The organism is Streptomyces sennicomposti, from assembly GCF_019890635.1.
Taxonomy (GTDB): domain Bacteria; phylum Actinomycetota; class Actinomycetes; order Streptomycetales; family Streptomycetaceae; genus Streptomyces; species Streptomyces sennicomposti.
On the sequence record NZ_JAIOAB010000024.1, the window covers coordinates 1 to 20,616 of the forward strand.

Here is a 20,616-nt window from a genome sequence, read left to right on the forward strand (position 1 = left end):
GAGGCGACGCCGCCGCGAAGGCCCCCCGCGCCATCCGATGCAGCAACTCCGCCGTGGCCCCCCGCCCGGGCAGCACCCCCCGCCGCCCCAGATGCGGAGTGGAGTTCAGCAGCCCGAACACCGAGTGCACGGCGGACCGCGCCGCGGGCTCACTGAGCCCGGGGTGCACCTCCCGCACCACCTCCACCCACAGCTCCACGTACTGCCGCTGCAACTGCCGCACGAGCTTGCGGTCGCTGTCCCGGAGGCGGTCCAGCTCGCGGTCGTGCAAGGTGATGAGGGGCCGGTCGTCGAGCGCGAAGTCGATGTGCCCCTCGATGAACGAGTCGAGGACCGCCTCGGGCCCGGCCACCCCGTCCGCCTCCGCCAGGCGCCGCTTCGCTCCGGTCAGCAGCCGGCCGCTGATGCCGACCAGCAGTTCCGCGAGCATCGCGTCCTTGCCGGGGAAGTGCCGGTACAGGCCGGGCCCGCTGATGCCCACCGCGGCGCCTATCTCGTCGACGCCGACGCCGTGGAACCCGCGTTCGGCGAACAGGCGTGCGGCCTCTTTGAGGATCTGCTCGCGGCGGGTGGGGGCGTCGGTTCGCATGGCCATGAGAACAATTCTAGACAGCGACGTTAGCGCTCGTTAACCTGAAGGCGATGGGTTAACGCTCATTAACAAGTGGACCACGTCGACCACCGGGTGAGGGGACCACAGGGATGCACGAGGCACCGGAGCTGACGAGCGCGGCCGACCCCGCGTCGGAGGCCTGGCGGGCCAACGAACAGGCGCACCGGGCGCTCGTCGAGGAGCTGCGCGGCAAGCTGGCCGCGGCCCGGCTCGGCGGCGGCGAGAGGGCGCGGGCGCGGCACACCGCCCGCGGCAAGCTGCTGCCGCGCGAGCGGGTGGACGCGCTGCTCGACCCCGGTTCGCCGTTCCTGGAGCTGGCGCCGCTGGCCGCCGACGGGATGTACGACGGGCAGGCCCCGGCCGCCGGGGTGATCGCCGGCATCGGCCGGGTCAGCGGCCGGGAGTGCGTGATCGTCGCCAACGACGCCACCGTCAAGGGCGGCACGTACTACCCGATGACGGTGAAGAAGCATCTGCGGGCGCAGGAGGTGGCGCTGGAGAACCGGCTGCCGTGCCTGTACCTGGTGGACTCCGGCGGCGCGTTCCTGCCGATGCAGGACGAGGTGTTCCCGGACCGCGAGCACTTCGGGCGGATCTTCTACAACCAGGCGCGGATGTCCGGCGCGGGCATCCCGCAGATCGCGGCGGTGCTCGGTTCCTGCACGGCGGGCGGGGCGTACGTCCCGGCGATGAGCGACGAGGCGGTGATCGTCCGCAACCAGGGCACGATCTTCCTGGGCGGCCCGCCGCTGGTGAAGGCGGCCACGGGCGAGGTCGTCACGGCGGAGGAGCTGGGCGGCGGCGAGGTGCACTCCCGCACCTCCGGCGTCACCGACCACCTCGCCGAGGACGACGCGCACGCCCTGCGCATCGTGCGGAACATCGTCGCCACGCTGCCCGCGCGCGGCCCGCTGCCCTGGGAGGTCACCGCTCCGGTGGAGCCGAAGGTGGACCCGTTCGGGCTGTACGGCGCGGTGCCGGTCGACTCCCGCACCCCCTACGACGTGCGGGAGATCATCGCGCGCGTGGTGGACGGCTCGCGGTTCGCGGAGTTCAAGGCCGAGTTCGGCCAGACCCTGGTCACCGGTTTCGCCCGGATCCACGGCCACCCGGTGGGGATCATCGGCAACAACGGCATCCTGTTCTCGGAGTCGGCGCAGAAGGGCGCGCACTTCATCGAGCTGTGCGACCAGCGCGGCATCCCGCTGCTGTTCCTGCAGAACATCTCGGGCTTCATGGTCGGCCGGGACTACGAGGCGGGCGGCATCGCCAAGCACGGCGCGAAGATGGTCACCGCGGTCGCCTGCACGCGGGTGCCGAAGCTGACGGTCGTCGTCGGCGGGTCGTACGGCGCGGGCAACTACTCCATGTGCGGCCGGGCCTACTCGCCCCGCTTCCTGTGGATGTGGCCGAACGCCAAGATCTCCGTGATGGGCGGCGAGCAGGCCGCCTCGGTCCTCGCCACCGTCAAGCGCGACCAGCTGGAGGCGCGCGGCGAGCAGTGGCCCGCGGAGGACGAGGAGTCCTTCAAGGCGCCGATCCGCGCGCAGTACGAGCGCCAGGGCAACGCCTACTACGCCACCGCCCGGCTGTGGGACGACGGTGTGATCGACCCGCTGGAGACCCGCCAGGTGGTGGGCCTGGCCCTGACCGCGTGCGCCAACGCTCCGCTGGGCGACCCCCAGTTCGGCGTCTTCCGGATGTGAGGGGGATCTCGTGAGCATGTTCGAGACAGTTCTGGTGGCCAACCGCGGCGAGATCGCCGTCCGGGTGATCCGCACCCTGCGCGCCCTAGGGGTGCGCTCGGTGGCGGTCTTCTCCGACGCCGACGCGGACGCCCGCCATGTGCGCGAGGCGGACACGGCGGTGCGGATCGGCCCGCCGCCCGCGGCCGAGAGCTATCTGTCGGTGGAGCGGCTGCTGGAGGCCGCCCGTCTGACCGGCGCGCAGGCGGTCCACCCGGGGTACGGCTTCCTGGCGGAGAACGCCGGCTTCGCGCGCGCCTGCGAGGAGGCCGGGCTGGTCTTCATCGGCCCGCCGGCCGACGCGATCTCGCTGATGGGCGACAAGATCCGGGCCAAGGAGACGGTGCGGGCGGCCGGGGTGCCGGTGGTGCCCGGCTCCAGCGGCTCCGGGCTGAGCGACGACCAGCTCGCCGAGGCGGCCCGGGAGATCGGCATGCCGGTGCTGCTGAAGCCGTCGGCGGGCGGCGGCGGCAAGGGCATGCGGCTGGTGCGCGAGGCGGACCGGCTGGCCGAGGAGATCGCCGCCGCGCGCCGAGAGGCCCGCGCCTCCTTCGGCGACGACACGCTGCTGGTGGAGCGCTGGGTGGACACCCCGCGCCATATCGAGATCCAGGTCCTGGCCGACGGCCACGGCCGGGTGATCCATCTCGGCGAGCGCGAGTGCTCGCTGCAGCGCCGCCACCAGAAGATCATCGAGGAGGCGCCGAGCGTCCTGCTGGACGAGGCGACGCGCGCCGCGATGGGCGAGGCGGCGGTCCAGGCGGCCCGCTCCTGCGGCTACCGCGGCGCGGGCACGGTGGAGTTCATCGTCCCCGGCGGCGACCCCTCCTCGTACTACTTCATGGAGATGAACACCCGCCTCCAGGTGGAGCACCCGGTCACCGAGCTGATCACCGGCCTGGACCTGGTGGAGTGGCAGCTGCGGGTGGCGGCCGGCGAGCACCTGCCCTTCGCGCAGGAGGACATCGCCCTCACCGGGCACGCGGTGGAGGCCCGGCTGTGCGCGGAGATCCCCGCGCGCGGCTTCCTGCCCTCCGGCGGCACGGTGCTCAAGCTGCACGAGCCCGAGGGCGACGGCGTGCGCACCGACTCGGGGCTGAGCGAGGGCACCGAGGTCGGCAGCCTCTACGACCCGATGCTGTCCAAGGTGATCGCCTACGGCCCCGACCGCGCCACCGCGCTCAGGAAGCTGCGCGCGGCCCTGGCGCAGACCGTCACTCTCGGCGTGCAGACCAACGCCGCGTTCCTGCGCCGTCTGCTGGCGCATCCGGCGGTGGCGGCGGGCGAGCTGGACACCGGTCTGGTGGAGCGGGTGGTGGACGACCTGGTCTCCACCGAGGTGCCCGAGGAGGTGTACGAGGCGGCGGCCGCCGTCCGGCTGGACGCGCTGCGGCCGAAGGCCGACGACGCCGGCTGGACGGACCCGTTCTCCGTGCCGAGCGGCTGGCGGCTGGGCGGCGAGCCGAAGCCGCTCGCCTTCCACCTGCGGGTGAGCGACCCGGTGGAGTACGTCCCGCGCGGCGTCCACACGGTCACCGACGACACGGTCTCGGTCGTCCTGGACGGGGTGCGGCACACCTTCCACCGCGCCGCCGACTGGCTCGGCCGGGACGGCGAGGCCTGGCAGGTGCGCGACCACGACCCGGTCGCCGCCTCCCTCACCCGCGCCGCCCACGCCGGCGCCGACTCGCTCACCGCCCCCATGCCCGGCACGGTGACGGTGGTGAAGGTGGCCGTCGGCGACGAGGTGACGGCGGGCCAGAGCCTGCTGGTGGTGGAGGCGATGAAGATGGAGCACGTCATCTCCGCCCCGCACGCCGGCACGGTCACCGAGCTGGACGTCTCGCCGGGCACGACGGTCGCCATGGACCAGGTCCTCGCGGTCATCGCGCCGCACGACGAGGCGTCGCACGACGACGAGGAAGGGACGGTGCGGCGATGAGCGACGGCACCCCCGCGGCCGGCGCCCCCGCGGCCGAGCCGCTGCCCATGGTGGTGCCCGCCCCGGACCTGCCCGCCCGGGTCAGGATCCACGAGGTGGGCCCGCGCGACGGCCTGCAGAACGAGCAGACGGCCGTGCCGACCGAGGTGAAGGCGGAGTTCATCCGCCGCCTGGCCGACGCCGGTCTGACGACGATCGAGGCGACCAGCTTCGTCCACCCCAAGTGGGTGCCCCAGCTGGCCGACGCCGAGGAGCTGTTCCCGCAGGTCGCCGGTCTCCCGGTGGACCTGCCGGTGCTGGTGCCCAACGAACGCGGCCTCGAGCGGGCGCTGTCGCTGGGCGCGTCCCGGATCGCCGTCTTCGCCAGCGCCACCGAGTCCTTCGCCAAGGCCAATCTCAACCGCACGGTGGACGAGGCGCTGGCCATGTTCGAGCCGGTGGTGGCGCGCGCGAAGGATTCCGGCGCCCATGTGCGCGGCTATCTGTCGATGTGCTTCGGCGACCCGTGGGAGGGCGCGGTCCCGGTCCACCAGGTGGTGCGGGTGTGCCGGGCGCTGCTCGACATGGGCTGCGACGAGCTGAGCCTCGGCGACACGATCGGCGTGGCCACCCCCGGCCACGTCCTGGAACTGCTCTCCGCGCTGAACGAGCGGCGGGTGCCCACCGCCGCGCTCGGCGTGCACTTCCACGACACCTACGGCCAGGCGCTCGCCAACACCCTGGCCGCGCTCCAGCACGGCGTCACCACCGTGGACGCCTCCGCCGGCGGCCTCGGCGGCTGCCCGTACGCCAAGTCCGCCACCGGCAACCTCGCCACCGAAGACCTGGTGTGGATGCTGCGGGGCCTCGGCATCGACACCGGAGTCGACCTCGGCCGTCTCACCGCCACGAGCGAGTGGATGGCCGCCCGGCTCGGCCGGCCCAGTCCCTCCCGCACCCTGCGTGCCCTCTCCCACAAGGAGCAGTGATGAACCACCGCCTCACCCCCGAGCTGGAGGAACTCCGCCGTACGGTGGAGGAGTTCGCGCACGACGTCGTGGCGCCGAAGATCGGCGACTTCTACGAGCGGCACGAGTTCCCGTACGAGATCGTGCGGGAGATGGGCCGGATGGGCCTGTTCGGGCTGCCGTTCCCGGAGGAGTACGGCGGCATGGGCGGCGACTACCTGGCGCTCGGCATCGCCCTGGAGGAGCTGGCCCGGGTGGACTCGTCCGTGGCCATCACCCTGGAGGCGGGCGTCTCGCTGGGCGCCATGCCGATCCATCTGTTCGGCACCGAGGAGCAGAAGCGCCAGTGGCTGCCGAAGCTGTGCGCGGGCGAGATCCTCGGCGCGTTCGGCCTGACCGAGCCGGACGGCGGCTCGGACGCGGGCGCCACCCGCACCACGGCCCGCCTGGACGAGGAGAGCGGCGAGTGGGTCATCAACGGCGCCAAGTGCTTCATCACCAACTCCGGCACGGACATCACCGGTCTGGTGACGGTCACGGCGGTCACCGGCCGCAAGAGCGACGGCCGGCCGCTGATCTCCTCGATCATCGTCCCCTCCGGGACGCCCGGCTTCACGGTGGCGCCCGCCTACTCCAAGGTCGGCTGGAACGCCTCGGACACCCGTGAGCTGTCCTTCCAGGACGTGCGGGTGCCGGCCGCCAACCTGCTGGGCGAACAGGGCCGCGGCTACGCGCAGTTCCTGCGCATCCTGGACGAGGGGCGCATCGCGATCGCGGCGCTGGCGACCGGCCTGGCGCAGGGCTGCGTGGACGAGTCGGTGAAGTACGCCAAGGAGCGGCACGCCTTCGGCAAGCCGATCGGCGCCAACCAGGCGATCCAGTTCAAGATCGCCGACATGGAGATGAAGGCGCACACCTCCCGGCTGGCCTGGCGGGACGCGGCCTACCGGCTGGTGGCGGGCGAGCCGTTCAAGAAGGAGGCGGCGCTGGCGAAGCTGTACTCGTCGACGATCGCGGTGGACAACGCCCGCGACGCCACGCAGATCCACGGCGGCTACGGCTTCATGAACGAGTACCCGGTGGCCCGGATGTGGCGCGACTCGAAGATCCTGGAGATCGGCGAGGGCACCAGTGAGGTGCAACGCATGCTGATCGCGCGGGAGTTGGGCCTTACGAGCTGAGCGGCCGCCCCTGACGCCCGGACGGGCGGGGTCCCCCGGCCCTGGACAGAGGATGAGGTTAGGCTAACCTACCTTCGAACCTCACCGGCGGTTCCCCGCCCCGTTCGAAAGCAGCACGCCCATGTCCCAGCCCCGTATCCCCCGTCTCTCCCGCCGCGGCATCCTCGCCGCCGGCGGTGCCATCGGCCTCGGCGCCGCGCTCGCCGCCTGCGGCGACGGGGACGGCAAGGACGGCGGGTCGGACAGCGGCAAGGGGAGCGCGGCGAAGTCCGGCCCCTGGTCCTTCAAGGACGACCGCGGGCAGACGGCGAAGGCCGACAAGGTCCCCTCGAACATCGTCGCCTTCGTCGGCGTCGCCGCCGCGCTGTACGACTACGGCGTCCCGGTCAAGGGCGTCTTCGGTCCCACCACGACCAAGGACGGCAAGGCCGACGTCCAGGCCGGCGACATGGACGTCACCAAGGTGACGGTCCTCGGCAACGAGTGGGGCCAGTTCAACATCGAGAAGTACGCCTCCCTCGCCCCCGATCTGCTGATCTCCACGATGTTCGACAGCGCGGGCACCCTCTGGTACGTCCCGGAGGAGTCGAAGAAGAAGATCCTCGCCGTCGGCGCCCCCTCGGTCGGCGTCTCCGTCTACGACCGCCAGCTCACCCAGCCGCTGGAGCGCATGCTCGCGCTGGCGAAGTCGCTCGGCGCCGACGTGGACACCGAGAAGGTCAAGCAGGCCAAGAAGCGCTTCGAGGACGCCGCCGCCCGGCTGCGCGCCGCCGCCAAGGCCAAGCCCGACATCAAGGTGCTGGTCGGCTCCGCCAGCCAGGACCTGTTCTACGTCTCCGGTTCCAACCTCTCCATCGACCTGGAGTACTTCAAGGCGCTCGGCGTGAACCTCGTCGAGCCGCCCGAGCAGGCCAAGGCCAAGGGCGGCGGCTGGTACGAGTCGCTGAGCTGGGAGAACGTCGACAAGTACGCGGCGGACATCATCATGATGGACAACCGCACCTCGGCCATCCAGCCCGCCGCCATCACCCAGGCCACCTGGAAGAAGCTCCCCGCGGTCAAGGCGAACCAGGTCATCGCCCGCAACCCGGAGCCGATCCTGTCCTACGACAAGTGCGTGCCGCTGCTGGAGGACCTCGCCAAGGCCATCGAGACGGCGAAGAAGGTCTCCTGACCGCCGCGTACACAACACCCTGATCTCGCGTCAGGAGCATTCCCGGCGACGGCCCGCGAGGGTGCGCGAGCACACCGCCGCAGCCGCCGGGAACGGGCGGGCGCCCCGGAGTACGGTCCTCCGGGGCGCCCGTCGCGCTGTGCGCCGGTCAGCTGCTCGGCCAGGGCACCTGGGGCGAGCGGTAGTAGCCGATGCCCAGGGCGTCCCAGCGCGGCGCCTGCGCGGCGAGCCGGACCTTGTAGGCGTCCCAGTCGTGCGTGGCCGCGGGCGACCAGCCGAGTTCGGCGGCGCCGGGCAGCCGCGGGAAGGCCATCGTGTCCAGCTGGGCGGAGGTGGCCAGCGTCTCCGACCACAGCGGCGCCTCCACGCCCCGTACCGCGGAGGCGGGCGCGCCGGGCAGATAGGTCGCCGGGTCCCAGTCGTAGGAGCGCCGCACCTCGACATAGCCGGCCCAGGCGAGGCCGAGCGGGGTGTCCTTGGTGTACTTCATGTCGAGGTAGACCCGGTCGGCCGGGGAGAGGATCAGCCCGGTGCCGTTCCGCGCGGCCCGCGCGACCTGCTCCTTCTCGGCCGCGCTGGTGGAGTCCAGGCCCCAGTACTGCGCGAGGGCGCCCTTGGCGGGGGTGGCGCCGGTCAGCTGGTGCCAGCCGATGACCGTCTTGCCGTACTCGGCGACGAGGGGCTGCACGCGGTTCATGACCGTCGTGTAGTCCTCGTGGCTGGTGGAGTGCGCCTCGTCGCCGCCGATGTGCAGATAGCGGCCCGGGGTGAGGGCAGCCAGCTCGCGGATCACGTCCTCGGCGAACTTGTAGGTGATCTCCTTGCCCGCGCACAGGGAGCTGAAGCCGACGTTGGTGCCGGTGTAGAGCGGGGGCGCGACGCCGTCGCAGTTGAGGTCGGCGTAGGAGGCGAGGGCCGCGTTGGTGTGGCCCGGCATGTCGATCTCGGGGACGACCTCCAGATAGCGGGAGGCGGCGTAGCGGACGATCTCCTGGTAGTCGGCCTTGGTGTAGTGGCCGCCGGGGCCGCCGCCGACCTGGGTGGAGCCGCCGTAGGACGCCAGGCGCGGCCAGGAGTCGATCGCGATGCGCCAGCCCTGGTCGTCGCTCAGATGCAGATGCAGCTCGTTGACCTTGTACAGGGCGAGTTCGTCGATGTAGCGCTTGACCTGCGCGACGGTGAAGAAGTGCCGGGAGACGTCGAGCATGGCGCCCCGGTAGGCGTAGCGCGGGGTGTCGGTGACGGTGCCGCCGGCGACCTTCCAGGGGCCGGGCTGCACGGTCTTCTTCTCCACGGCGGCGGGCAGCAGTTGCCGCAGGGTCTGCACGCCGTGGAAGAGGCCGGCCGGTTCGCGGGCGGTGAGGGTCACCCCGGCGGGGCCGCTGTCGAGGCGGTAGCCCTCGGCGCCGAACGGTCCTTCGGCCAGGCGCAGTCGGATGCCGGCGGCGGCGTGCGTGGTCAGCGGCAGCCGGTAGCCGGTCGACGGGCGCAGGACGTCCGCGAGGTACTGGCCGACCGCGCGGACCGCGGGCGCGTCGTCCACGCGGATCCGGGCGCCGGCGGTGAGCCGGTACGGGGATCCGCCGGGCCGCACGGAGGCGGGCGCGGGGATCACCTGGTCGAGCGGGGTCACGGCCGCGCGGCTGTGCGCGGCGCTCGCCCGCGCGGCGTTCTCCCGTACGGCGTTCTCGTGCCCGGCGGGGGCGGCGCCCACGGCGCAGGCGCCGGCCGCGGAGACGAGCAGCAGCGCGCCGAGGGCGCGGGCCGCGCGGGCCGGCCGGAAGCCGACCGGCTTGCGGGGGCGGGGGGTCGGGTGGAGTTCGCGGTGCGTGCGGGGAGTCGTGCTGTGGTGCCGTCTCACATGCGCTCCCTTTACGTTCGGACGAGGACAGGGGCCTGGTGCACGGCCCGAGGCTATTGACCACTGTCCCGCAGCAGCGGCCGAACCGTCTCTCCCCCGGCGAAATCATCCGTAGGGCGGCACGGGAACGGCGCTGCCCGGCGCCCTCCGTCGGCGACGGGCGGGAGCCGGGCAGCGGTCGGCGGTCCCCCGGCGGCGGGCGGGGAACCGGCGAGGCGGGGAACCTGCGGGGCGGCGGGCGTTACTTCGCCCGGCGGGCCACCGTGAAGTGGTCGATCTGCTCGCCGGTCTCGGCGATGCCGCGCACCGTCAGCGTGGCGTACCGGCCGCGCGCGGCGGGCTGGACGTCCACGCGCAGGAAGGAGTAGTCGAGGTAGCGCACGCGCGACCAGGTGACCGTCTCGTTCTTCTTGCCGTCCTTGGTGTTGACGAAGGAGGCGACCGACTCGACCTCGTGCTCGTGGCCCTCGTAGGAGTCGGGGGCGGTGAAGGCGTACAGGCTGCGGCCCGCCGCGCCGGCGGTGACGTAGACGACGCCCTCGGTCTCCGGGTAGGCGGTGGCGCCGATCGGGAGCTTCTTGGTGACCGCGCCGGCCTTGATGACGTCGGTGCGCTCGTACTGGTGGTTGTGGCCGTTGATGACCAGGTCCACGGAGTACTTCTCGAACAGCGGCACCCACTCCTGGCGCACGCCCCCCTCCGAGGCGTGCGCGGTGGAGGTGCAGTAGGCGCAGTGGTGGAAGAAGACGACGACGAAGTCGACGTCCCGGGAGGCGCGGAACTTCTTCAGCTGCGCCTCCAGCCACTTGGTCTGGGTGCCGCCGGAGATGCCGAGGTTGGCGGGGATCTCGAAGGAGATGTCGTTGGCGTCCAGCGAGATGACCGCGGTGTTGCCGTAGACGAAGGAGTAGACGCCCGGCAGGTTCTCGGCGTCGGGGCCGTTGTCGGGCAGGGTCCAGCGGGCGTCCTCGCCGCCGTAGCCGTTGGGCGAGTACCAGGCCTCCATGTCGTGGTTGCCGTAGGCGGGCATCCACGGGATCTGCTTGGCGACCGACTCGGTCTGGGCGAGGAACTGGTCCCAGGTGCGCGAGTCGAAGCCGGTGTCGGCGGTCTTGCCGGCGCCGGACGGGTCGGCGTAGGCGATGTCGCCGGCGTGCAGGTGGAAGGCCGGGTTCTGGCCGAGCAGCAGGCTGTTGTTGGCCAGGCCGTGGTAGCCGACGCCCTCGTCGCCGAAGGCGGTGAAGGTGAACGGCGCCTTGTGGTCGGGGGCGGTGGTGAAGGTGCCGAGGGTGCCGGCCAGGTGCGCCTGGGCCGGGTCGAAGCCCTGGTGGCCGACGCCGTAGTAGTAGGTCCGGCCGGGGCGCAAGTGGGTGAGCTTGGCGTGCAGGTAGTACTGCGTGTGGTCGCCGCTCGCGCCGACGCCGGCCGGGGTGTAGAGGGTGCGGACCTCGGCCTCGATCTTGCGGGAGAGGTCCCAGGGGTGGGCGCCGATGCGGATGAACGGCTTCTTGACGGCGACCGGGACCTGCCAGGAGACGGTGATCTCGGTGCGCGGGTCGTTGCCGTAGGCCAGGTGGCGGCCGAACGGGGCGACGTAGGCGCCGTCGACGTGCTGCGTCGAGGGGGCCGCGGAGGGGGTGGTGCGCTGGGCCGGGACGGCGGCCTGGGCGGCGGTGCCCGTCAGGAACGCGCCACCGGCGACGGCGCCGAGAGTGACCGCGCCGCCTCTCATCATCGTGCGCCGCGAGAACTTGGAGCGCAGGTACTCGTGCTGCTCGGCCATGCTCATGCGGTCGGCCAGCTGCTCGGGAACGCCCATGCGAGGAATGTCCATGGCGTCTGAAAATGGTGCACCCGCGCGACGGGACGCGGGCCGCCGAGTGGACAGCATGCGAACAGGAGTTCACAAGAACCCCAAGAGGCGCCTGCCCGAAATCGGGCAAGATTCTTGCGAAAGTATCGCCGGTACCCCAGGATCTACCGGGTGCACGACGAACTTGTAGATCATCTGACGCGTTCCACGCCGCTGAGCCGGGGCGAGGCGCTGCGGGTGATCCAGGACGTGCTCGCCTACTTCGACGAGACGACCGAGGAGTTCGTCCGTCGCCGCCACCGCGAACTCCAGGCGCAGGGCCTGGTGAACGCGGAGATCTTCGAACGGATCGGGACGGACCTGAAGTACCGCGCGGTCGCGCCGCCGGAGCTGTCCCTCCGCCAGCTGCGCCGCATCGTCTACGGCTGAGTCCCCCGCCCTCCAACCCTGAGGAATACGTCTTTATGTGCGGAATCGTCGGATACATCGGCAAGCGTGACGTCGCGCCGCTGCTCCTGGAAGGCCTGCAGCGCCTGGAGTACCGCGGCTACGACTCCGCGGGCATCGTCGTCACCTCGCCGAAGGCGCCCGGTCTGAAGATGGTCAAGGCCAAGGGCCGGGTCCGCGACCTGGAGGCCAAGGTCCCGGCGCGCTTCAAGGGCACCACCGGCATCGCCCACACCCGCTGGGCCACGCACGGCGCCCCCTCCGACGTGAACGCCCACCCGCACATGTCGGCCGACCAGAAGGTCGCCGTCGTGCACAACGGCATCATCGACAACGCCGCCGACCTGCGCCGCAAGCTGGAGGCGGACGGCGTCGAGTTCCTCTCCGAGACCGACACCGAGGTCCTGGTCCACCTCATCGCCCGCTCCGAGGCCGCGACGCTGGAGGAGAAGGTCCGCGCCGCGGTCCGCCTGGTCGAGGGCACCTACGGCATCGCCGTCATGCACGCCGACTTCGCCGACCGCATCGTCGTCGCCCGCAACGGCTCGCCGGTCGTCCTCGGCATCGGCGAGAAGGAGATGTTCGTCGCCTCCGACGTCGCCGCGCTGGTCGCCCACACCCGCCAGATAGTCACCCTCGACGACGGCGAGATGGCCACCCTCAAGGCCGACGACTTCCGCACGTACACCACCGAGGGCACCCGTACGACGGCCGAGCCGACCACCGTGGAGTGGGAGGCCGAGTCGTACGACATGGGCGGCCACGACACGTACATGCACAAGGAGATCCACGAGCAGGCCGAGGCCGTGGACCGGGTGCTGCGCGGCCGGATCGACGACCGGTTCGCCACCGTGCACCTCGGCGGCATCAACCTCGACGCCCGCGCGGCGCGCGCGGTGCGCCGGGTGAAGATCCTCGGCTGCGGCACCTCGTACCACGCCGGCATGATCGGCGCGCAGATGATCGAGGAGCTGGCCCGGATCCCCGCCGACGCCGAGCCGGCCTCCGAGTTCCGCTACCGCAACGCGGTCGTGGACCCCGACACCCTCTACATCGCGGTCTCCCAGTCCGGCGAGACCTACGACGTGCTGGCCGCCGTGCAGGAACTCAAGCGCAAGGGCGCGCGGGTGCTCGGCGTCGTCAACGTCGTCGGCTCCGCGATCGCCCGCGAGGCGGACGGCGGCATCTACGTGCACGCCGGCCCCGAGGTGTGCGTGGTGTCCACCAAGTGCTTCACCAACACCTGCGTCGCCTTCGCGCTGCTCGCCCTGCACCTCGGCCGCATCCGCGACCTGTCGGTGCGCGACGGCAAGCGGATCATCGAGGGCCTGCGCCGCCTGCCCGAGCAGATCACCGAGATCATGAAGCAGGAGGAGGAGATCAAGCGGCTGGCCGAGGGCTACGCGGACGCCCGCTCGATGCTCTTCATCGGCCGGGTGCGCGGCTACCCGGTGGCCCGCGAGGCCTCCCTGAAGCTCAAGGAGGTCTCCTACATCCACGCCGAGGCCTACCCGGCCTCCGAGCTGAAGCACGGCCCGCTGGCCCTGATCGAGCCCGCGCTGCCGACGGTCGCGATCGTGCCGGACGACGACCTGCTGGAGAAGAACCGCGCGGCCCTGGAGGAGATCAAGGCCCGCAGCGGCAAGATCCTCGCCGTCGCCCACCAGGTGCAGGAGAAGGCCGACCAGACGATCGTCGTCCCGAAGAACGAGGACGAGCTGGACCCGATCCTCATGGGCATCCCGCTCCAGCTCCTGTCGTACCACACGGCCCTGGCCCTGGGCCGCGACATCGACAAGCCGCGCAACCTGGCGAAGTCGGTGACGGTGGAGTAGGACTCCCCCGCGCGGGCGACGAACAGAGCCCACGGACAGAACGGCCCCGCAGAGGCCGACGAAACAGAACGGCCCCCCACGTGTCGCCACCGACCACGTGGGGGGCCGCCCCGCATGCCGGGGAGCCGCCCACCCCCCGGCCCGCGCGGCTAGCCGGTGGCCGTCACCCCCCGGCGGGCAGCGCGACGCGAGAACGCCGTGGGCCAGTGCGCGAGCGCGGCGGTGGCCGCGTACCAGACCACCGCTCCCGCGGCCACGGAGAACCAGCCGCCCACCTTGCCGAGCCCGTCGTTCCCGGCGAAGTCGGCGATGGCGAGCAGGACCAGCGAGACCAGGAACAGCCCGTACCCGGCCTGGGTGAGCTGATCGCCGGCCGCGAGGGTCAGTGTGAGGACCACCGCGGCGAACAGGACCAGGAACAGTCCCCCGGCGTTGGCGGAGGACGGCCCGCCGGCCGAGAGCGCCCAGGTGAACCAGAGGGCGCCGAAGGCCGTGAAGGCCGTGCCGGAGGCGGTGTCGCGGTCGTGGAAGGCGAGCAGTCCTATGAGGAACAGGGCTGCTCCGCCTATGTAGTGAGCCACCGTCACGGCGTCGGCGGCGGTGACGGAGTGGACGACCCTCGTGTTCCCGAGGCCGAAGGCCAGCAGGGTGACGAAGAGGGCGAGTCGGCCGGCGATGGTGGTGGTCGCGCTTCCCGCAGAGACGTCGTTGGCCACGGCGGGCTCCCTTCATGCCTGTGTGCAGTTGTGCGGTGACCGGTATATGCCCTTCACAAAGGCACGAACACCTCTACGCGCGAGTAGGTTCGCACCTCGAAGTGCCCGGTCGCACAGGCGAGTTGGGGAGAGCCGAAGCCGCTCCCGCGAGCCACGGGGACGGCGTACGGAATGGCCGGGAAGGGCGGGTGACCGAGGACGGCGTACGGGTGGCCGTGGGCGGTCCGCGGATGGCCGGGGACGGTCTACGGGATGACGACGACCGGCCGCTGCGCGCGCTTGGCGAGCCGCCCGGCCACCGAGCCGAAGATCCGGCCCACGAGCCCGTGGGTGGTGCCGACGACGATGGCGTCCGCCGCGTACTCCTTGCCGACCTCTTCCAGCTCGTGGCAGATGTCGCCGCCGCGCTCGACCAGGATCCACGGCACCTCGGCGAGGTACTCCGCGCACGCCAGCTCCAGGCCGAGGACCTCGGTGCGGTGGTCGGGCACGTCCACGAAGACGGGTGGCTCGCAGCCGGCCCACACCGTGGTGGGCAGCCGGTTGGCGACATGGACGATGATCAGACCGGAGCGGGTGCGGTGGGCCATCCCGATCGCGTAGGCGAGGGCGCGCTCGCTGGAGTCGGACCCGTCGAAACCGACGACGACGCCGTGCTTGAACGCCGGATCGCAGGGGTGGCGTGGCTCTTGCGCCGCCAGGGGATCGGCCGCCGTGGGGTCGGCGACCGGCCGCTTGCGGTCCGCGGGTTCGAAGAATTCGTGACCGGCCATGGCTGTCTCGGCGATGTGATCCTTAGTCGGGGACGACAGTCTGCGGCGAAGCTGTGTCCGGGAATCGTCTTCCCGTCCCCATACCCCCAAGGGTACGGCGCCAAGCCTTTCTAGCCCAGATTCCGCGCACTCTCCGTGGCGGTTCGGCGCGGTTCACCGGAGCATGCACGACGCGCGCCCGTAACGCAATGGTTGCTGCCCCGTACAGGCGGTTTGCGCGCTATGAACGGGCCATGGCCGGAGCGTGGAGGTTCCGGTGGGGCCAGTGGGATTGAAGAGGGGCATGTGGGGGAAGGCGGGAGGCCCTGACAGGGCGGTACGTATCGGGGCGCGGGTCCGGTGCGGGACCGGCGCGCGGGCGGCGCGCGACGTGCGGAGGGCGCGCGGGAGGTCACGGAAAGGGGCGCGCGGGACGGTCGCGGAGAGGCCCGTCGGCTCCGGACAGTGACCGACGGACCGAACCGGCGTTGAACCCGGCGAGCCGTCGCCGGGAGCAATCAGGGAGCGCGCCGTGTCCGGACCCCGTACTGTCCCGGGTGCGACCGGTGTTCCCGGCGACCCGGGCGGCCGCCCCGCAGCTGGGACCCGCCCCGCGCCGCCGCCACCGCCGGGGACGGCCGACGGCGACGGCGGTCCGACCGACGGCGGCGTGACCGAGGTGCTCCGCTGGGCGGCCTTCAGCTGCGCGCTCGTACCGGCGGTCCTGCTCTGGTACGGCACGCCGCCGGCCGACGCCGCCGGGACCGCGCTGGGGCTGGCGGCCGTGACCGGAGCCTGCCGCGTCCTGCTGCGCCAGTCGGAGCGCGGGGCGGCCCGGCTGCGCGCCGAGGAACGCGTACCGCACCGCGGCCGGCGGCGGCGGACCGGTACGGGGGCTCACCGGGGCCACCGGCACCCCGGCGGAACTACACCGGCTGACTGACCGGTTTCCGCGCCCCCGCCCGTATCTTTTCAGCCAACTTCTCTGAGTTGTGCTTTCCCTGGCCGAAGTACCCCCCAACCCCCGTTCGACCTGCACGGAAAGGGCCACAGGGGGTCTGCGCACCCTACGTGGATTGGCCACCGCGACGAGGCGCACTTCCCTGCGCGCCGCGCTAGTGCGACGCTTCGTGATCGAATGCTTCACGCCAAGTTGCCATGTCGACAATGTGCCGGGTGGTGAACTGGCCACTGGCGCACGGCTGGACACAGTAGATTCGATCTTGACTGTCTTTACGGCGGGGGACTCGTGCAGGACCGAGGGGAAACGTGCAGGAGCGACACAACCGAGGAGCCGCGACCACCGAGGGGGGCTTAGCAGTATGAGCCACGACTCCACTGCCGCGCCGGATGCCGCGGCCCGGAAGCTTTCCGGGCGACGCCGCAAGGAGATCGTCGCGGTGCTGCTGTTCAGCGGCGGCCCCATCTTCGAGAGTTCCATACCGCTTTCGGTGTTCGGGATCGACCGCCAGGACGCCGGAGTGCCGCGCTACCGCCTGCTGGTGGCGGCCGGCGAGGACGGCCCGCTGCGGACCACAGGGGGCCTGGAACTCACCGCGCCACACGGCCTGGAGGCGATCTCGCGGGCGGGCACGGTCGTCGTGCCGGCCTGGCGTTCGATCACCTCGCCGCCGCCCGCGGAGGCGCTCGACGCGCTGCGCCGGGCGCACGAAGAGGGGGCCCGCATCGTCGGCCTGTGCACCGGGGCGTTCGTCCTGGCCGCCGCAGGCCTGCTGGACGGCCGTCCCGCGACCACCCACTGGATGTACGCGCCGACGCTGGCCAAGCGCTACCCGTCGGTGCACGTCGATCCGCGGGAGCTGTTCGTCGACGACGGCGATGTGCTGACGTCGGCGGGCACCGCGGCCGGGATCGACCTGTGCCTGCACATCGTGCGCACGGACCACGGCAACGAGGCGGCCGGCGCGCTGGCCCGCCGGCTGGTGGTCCCGCCGCGCCGCAGCGGCGGGCAGGAGCGCTATCTCGACAGGTCTTTACCCGAGGAGATCGGCGCCGACCCGCTCGCCGAGGTCGTCGCCTGGGCGCTGGAGCACCTCCACGAGCAGTTCGACGTGGAGACGCTGGCGGCGCGCGCGTACATGAGCCGGCGGACGTTCGACCGCCGCTTCCGCTCGCTCACCGGCAGCGCCCCGCTGCAGTGGCTGATCACCCAGCGGGTGCTGCAGGCGCAGCGGCTGCTGGAGACGTCGGACTACTCGGTGGACGAGGTGGCGGGCCGCTGCGGCTTCCGCTCCCCCGTGGCGCTGCGCGGCCACTTCCGGCGGCAGCTGGGGTCGTCCCCGGCCGCCTACCGGGCCGCGTACCGGGCGCGCCGCCCGCAGGGCGAGCGGCCGGGCGAGGGCGAGGAGCCGCTGGGGCCGGGCGGGCCGGGCCCGAACGGCCAGGGCCTCGCCGGACCGGCTCCGGCCGGACCGGTGGGCATGCCGCAGCCCGCGGGTCCGGTGCCGTCGTCGCTGCACTCCGACGGCCCGGTGCCGCACCAGGCCCGGCGGACGCCGGCGGGGGCCCTGTCGGCGAGCCTGCCGGGGCAGCGGTCCGGCAGCTGAGCGAGGAGCGGGCGGGCGTCCTGGGGGCGCCCGCCCGTTCGCGTCCCGTGCCTCTTCCCGCGCCGTGTGCCGTCGCGGCGGTGCACGGCGGGTCCGGCCGGGGGCCGCTCGCCGTAAGGTTGCACACATGAACGATCGCATGGTGTGGATCGACTGCGAGATGACCGGCCTCTCGCTGTCCGACGACGCTCTCATCGAGGTGGCCGCCCTCGTCACCGACTCCGAGCTGAACGTGCTCGGCGAGGGAGTCGACATCGTCATCCGCCCGCCGGACGCCGCGCTGGAGACGATGCCGGAGGTGGTGCGCCAGATGCACACCGCGTCCGGCCTGCTCGCCGAGCTGCCCGGCGGCACGACCCTGAAGGACGCCGAGGAGCAGGTGCTCGCCTACGTCCGCGAGCATGTGAAGGAGCCCGGCAAGGCGCCCCTGTGCGGGAACTCGGTCGGCACCGACCGCGGCTTCCTGCTGCGCGACATGCCGGTCCTGGAGGGCTACCTCCACTACCGCATCGTCGACGTCTCCTCGATCAAGGAGCTGGCCCGGCGCTGGTACCCGAGGGCGTACTTCAACAGCCCGGAGAAGAACGGCAACCACCGGGCGCTCGCCGACATCCGCGAGTCCATCGCGGAGCTGCGGTACTACCGCGAGGCGGTCTTCGTCCCGCCGCCGGGCCCGGACTCCGACACCGCGAAGGCGATCGCCGCGAAGCACGTCCTGCCTGCTCAGCAGGGCTGAACGGGTCCCCGCGGAGGGGCGCCGCGAAAGTCGTGCGCGAGCACCCCTTCGGACCCTGTACACTTTTTCTCGGCCGGTCGGGGAAACGACCAAGTGAACCGCTTCCGGTCATGGTGGGTGTAGCTCAGCTGGTAGAGCACCTGGTTGTGGTCCAGGATGCCGCGGGTTCGAGTCCCGTCACTCACCCTGGTAAGAAGGGCCGCTCCGTGAGAACGGAGCGGCCCTTCTTCGTGTCCCCCGCCGCGTCCAGGGCCGGGCCACGGCCTCTACTCCTCGTACGATCACGATGTCGGTGGCGGCGAGCGTCGCCCGCCGCAGCAGCGTCTCGTCCTCCGCTTCCGCGCGTGGCGGCTTCCCGGTGTGCCGCTCGTCCGTGAAGTCCGGCAGGCGCAGCCGCGTCAGGTCCAGCCGGCGCTGCCCGTGCCGCCGGGCAGTTGCTCCGCCGCCGTACGGGCGAGCAGTTCCGAGTTGCCGTCCGCACGGGCGCCCGCGAGGAGGAAGAGGAACGATCGGGTCATGGCGTGGGCGCTCCAGAGGTCGTCGGAGTGGTCCTCGGCAGCCGGCCGGCCGTGTCCTCGGGTGGGGTCCGACGGGTGGAACCGCCGCCCGTCCGGTGAAATTCCGTTCGGGTCCGCGCCGTTGTGAACCATTCCGGGTCAGGGGTCGTATGCGTGCCGAGTTCGTCCGCACCGCTCGTCTCGAGCTGGTGCCGCTGGAGGCGGGACACGCCGGGGAGATGGCAGAGGTGCTGGCCGATCCGGCGCTGCACGAGTTCATCGGGGGTGCGCCGCTCGGGGCGGCGCGGTTGCGCGAGCGGTACGCGCGGCTGGCGGGCGGGTCGCCGGACCCCGAGGTCTCCTGGTGCAACTGGGTCCTGCGGACGCGGGAGCGGCCCTGTCGGCTGGTGGGGACCGTGCAGGCCACCGTGACCGCCGGCGGCTCGGTCGCCGAGGTCGCCTGGGTGGTCGGCACCGCCTGGCAGGGGCGCGGATTCGCCTCGGAGGCGGCGCGCGGGCTGGTCGGGCTGCTGGAGCGGCGGGGCGTCGGTCTGGTCCTCGCGCACATCCACCCGGAGCACCGGGCCTCCGCCGCCGTCGCCCGCGCCGCCGGGCTCGCGCCGACCGACGAGAGGGCGGACGGGGAGGTGGTGTGGCGGCTGGCACTCGGCGGGTGGTGAGCGGACCGGCGCACACCGCCCGATCCGGCGCCCTGCCGCGTGAGACCGCCGTTATGACGACGCCCGCACCACCAGTTCCGTCGGGAGTACCGCGTGGTGGGGTTCGTGGGCGGGGGCGCCGGCCAGGCGGCGGTCGGCGATCTCCGTCAGGAGCAGGTCGATCATGGCGCGGCCCATCTCCTCGATGGGCTGGCGGACGCTGGTCAGCGGCGGGTCCATGTGCCGGGCGATGGCCGAGTCGTCGTAGCCGACCAGGGCCACGTCCTCGGGGGTACGGCGGCCCCGTTCGCGCAGCACCTGCCGGGCGCCGGCCGCGGTGACGTCCGAACCGGCGAAGACGGCGTCCACGTCGGGCGCGTTGTCCAGCAGCCGCGCCATCGCGCGCCGTCCGCCCTCCTCCGTGAAGTCGCCCTGTTCGACCAGGACTTCGTCCACCCCGAGGCCCGCCTCGCGCAGCGCGTCGCGGTAGCCGTCGACGCGTCGCTGGGCGCCGTAGACGTCCAGGTGGCCGGTGATGTGGGCGATCCGGCGCCGGCCGCCGGCCAGCAGGTGCTCCACCGCCGAGCGCGCGCCGCCGTAGTTGTCCGAGTCCACCGAGGGCAGGGTCTCCGCCGCCGAGCGCGGGCCGCTGATCACGGCCGGGATCTCCAGCTGGGCCACCAGGTCGGGCAGCGGGTCGTCGGCGTGCACGGACACCAGCAGCACCCCGTCCACCCGGTGCGCGGCCAGGTACTGGGCGAGCCGCCGCCGCTCGCGGTCGCCGCCCGCGAAGGTCAGCAGCAACTGCATCTCGGTGTCGGCGAGTTCGGCGCCCACACCGCGCAGCATGTCGGAGAAGTACGGCTCGGCGAAGAACCGCGTCTCCGGTTCGGGCACCACCAGCGCGATCGCGTCGGTGCGGTTGGCGGCCAGGGCGCGGGCGGCGGTGTTGGGGACGTAGCCGAGTTCGGCGACGGCCGCCTCGACGGCGGCGCGGGTGGCGTCGCTGACCCGGGGCGAGCCGTTGATCACCCGCGAGACCGTGCCGCGGCCCACACCGGCCCGGGCGGCGACCTCCTCCAGGGTGGGCCGCCGACCGCCACGGTTCCGCCCGCCGTTGACCATAGTCGC

The 20,616-nt window shown here is 72.4% G+C and carries 17 protein-coding genes and 1 tRNA gene; 12 read left to right on the top strand and 6 right to left on the bottom strand.

Features of this window, described 5'->3' with window-relative positions; all coding sequences use genetic code 11:
- Positions 1–595 (bottom strand): SACE_7040 family transcriptional regulator (locus K7787_RS15670; RefSeq protein WP_223001793.1); only part of this gene is annotated, 595 nt, incomplete at its 3' end.
- A 107-nt stretch (positions 596–702) separates the two neighbouring features.
- On the opposite strand from K7787_RS15670, the gene K7787_RS15675 reads away from it, so the two are divergent.
- The 5 genes from K7787_RS15675 to K7787_RS15695 all read left to right on the top strand — a co-directional run bounded on the left by K7787_RS15675 (position 703) and on the right by K7787_RS15695 (position 7,602).
- Positions 703–2,319, top strand: a complete 1,617-nt coding sequence (locus K7787_RS15675; protein WP_019980520.1) for a carboxyl transferase domain-containing protein — start codon at positions 703–705, stop codon at positions 2,317–2,319.
- 16 nt (positions 2,320–2,335) lie between these two features.
- Positions 2,336–4,300 (top strand): acetyl-CoA carboxylase biotin carboxylase subunit, encoded by a 1,965-nt coding sequence (locus K7787_RS15680; protein ID WP_164393746.1) that lies wholly within the window; start codon positions 2,336–2,338, stop codon positions 4,298–4,300.
- Positions 4,297–5,268, top strand: coding sequence for a hydroxymethylglutaryl-CoA lyase (locus tag K7787_RS15685; RefSeq protein ID WP_223001794.1), 972 nt, complete (start codon positions 4,297–4,299; stop codon positions 5,266–5,268). The genes K7787_RS15680 and K7787_RS15685 overlap by 4 nt, the downstream gene beginning before the upstream one ends.
- Positions 5,268–6,428, top strand: coding sequence for an acyl-CoA dehydrogenase family protein (locus K7787_RS15690; protein ID WP_009188741.1), 1,161 nt, complete (start codon positions 5,268–5,270; stop codon positions 6,426–6,428). The genes K7787_RS15685 and K7787_RS15690 overlap by 1 nt, the downstream gene beginning before the upstream one ends.
- Positions 6,429–6,549: 121 nt before the next feature.
- Positions 6,550–7,602: an ABC transporter substrate-binding protein gene (locus K7787_RS15695; protein ID WP_009188742.1), complete on the top strand. Its 1,053-nt coding sequence runs from the start codon at positions 6,550–6,552 to the stop codon at positions 7,600–7,602.
- A 148-nt stretch (positions 7,603–7,750) separates the two neighbouring features.
- Here the strand turns inward: K7787_RS15695 and K7787_RS15700 are convergent, their stop codons facing one another.
- Both K7787_RS15700 and K7787_RS15705 read right to left on the bottom strand, forming a co-directional pair.
- Positions 7,751–9,463, bottom strand: coding sequence for a beta-N-acetylhexosaminidase (locus K7787_RS15700; protein WP_372456647.1), 1,713 nt, complete (start codon positions 9,461–9,463; stop codon positions 7,751–7,753).
- A gap of 241 nt (positions 9,464–9,704) precedes the next feature.
- Positions 9,705–11,282 (bottom strand): purple acid phosphatase family protein, encoded by a 1,578-nt coding sequence (locus K7787_RS15705; protein ID WP_223001795.1) that lies wholly within the window; start codon positions 11,280–11,282, stop codon positions 9,705–9,707.
- A 165-nt stretch (positions 11,283–11,447) separates the two neighbouring features.
- On the opposite strand from K7787_RS15705, the gene K7787_RS15710 reads away from it, so the two are divergent.
- Positions 11,448–11,705 (top strand): hypothetical protein, encoded by a 258-nt coding sequence (locus K7787_RS15710; protein ID WP_009188745.1) that lies wholly within the window; start codon positions 11,448–11,450, stop codon positions 11,703–11,705.
- A gap of 35 nt (positions 11,706–11,740) precedes the next feature.
- The gene (gene glmS / locus K7787_RS15715) at positions 11,741–13,558 is read left to right on the top strand and encodes a glutamine--fructose-6-phosphate transaminase (isomerizing) (protein ID WP_019980526.1); all 1,818 of its coding nucleotides are present in this window, start codon (positions 11,741–11,743) and stop codon (positions 13,556–13,558) included.
- 149 nt (positions 13,559–13,707) lie between these two features.
- Here the strand turns inward: glmS and K7787_RS15720 are convergent, their stop codons facing one another.
- Positions 13,708–14,274 carry a GPR1/FUN34/YaaH family transporter gene (locus K7787_RS15720; RefSeq protein WP_009188747.1) on the bottom strand — a complete coding sequence of 189 codons (567 nt, stop codon included), beginning with the start codon at positions 14,272–14,274 and terminating at the stop codon, positions 13,708–13,710.
- A gap of 245 nt (positions 14,275–14,519) precedes the next feature.
- Positions 14,520–15,047 (bottom strand): universal stress protein, encoded by a 528-nt coding sequence (locus K7787_RS15725; RefSeq protein ID WP_009188748.1) that lies wholly within the window; start codon positions 15,045–15,047, stop codon positions 14,520–14,522.
- A 511-nt stretch (positions 15,048–15,558) separates the two neighbouring features.
- Here K7787_RS15725 and K7787_RS15730 point away from each other — a divergent pair.
- From K7787_RS15730 to K7787_RS15750, 5 genes are all read left to right on the top strand, one after another.
- Entirely contained in the window at positions 15,559–15,969 is a 411-nt protein-coding gene (locus tag K7787_RS15730; protein ID WP_009188749.1) for a hypothetical protein, read from the top strand.
- Between the two features lie 379 nt (positions 15,970–16,348).
- Positions 16,349–17,593 carry a helix-turn-helix domain-containing protein gene (locus K7787_RS15735; RefSeq protein ID WP_009188750.1) on the top strand — a complete coding sequence of 415 codons (1,245 nt, stop codon included), beginning with the start codon at positions 16,349–16,351 and terminating at the stop codon, positions 17,591–17,593.
- 127 nt (positions 17,594–17,720) lie between these two features.
- Positions 17,721–18,329, top strand: a complete 609-nt coding sequence (gene orn, locus K7787_RS15740; RefSeq protein WP_009188751.1) for an oligoribonuclease — start codon at positions 17,721–17,723, stop codon at positions 18,327–18,329.
- A gap of 113 nt (positions 18,330–18,442) precedes the next feature.
- Positions 18,443–18,515 (top strand) — tRNA-His (locus K7787_RS15745).
- Between the two features lie 481 nt (positions 18,516–18,996).
- A complete protein-coding gene (locus tag K7787_RS15750) occupies positions 18,997–19,506 on the top strand; it encodes a GNAT family N-acetyltransferase (RefSeq protein ID WP_223001796.1) in 510 nt (169 codons plus the stop codon).
- Positions 19,507–19,557: 51 nt separating this feature from the next.
- On the opposite strand, the gene K7787_RS15755 is transcribed toward K7787_RS15750, so the two are convergent.
- On the bottom strand, positions 19,558–20,610 hold the full coding sequence (locus tag K7787_RS15755) for a LacI family DNA-binding transcriptional regulator (RefSeq protein ID WP_009188753.1): 1,053 nt from the start codon (positions 20,608–20,610) through the stop codon (positions 19,558–19,560).
- Between the last annotated feature and the right edge of the window lie 6 nt (positions 20,611–20,616).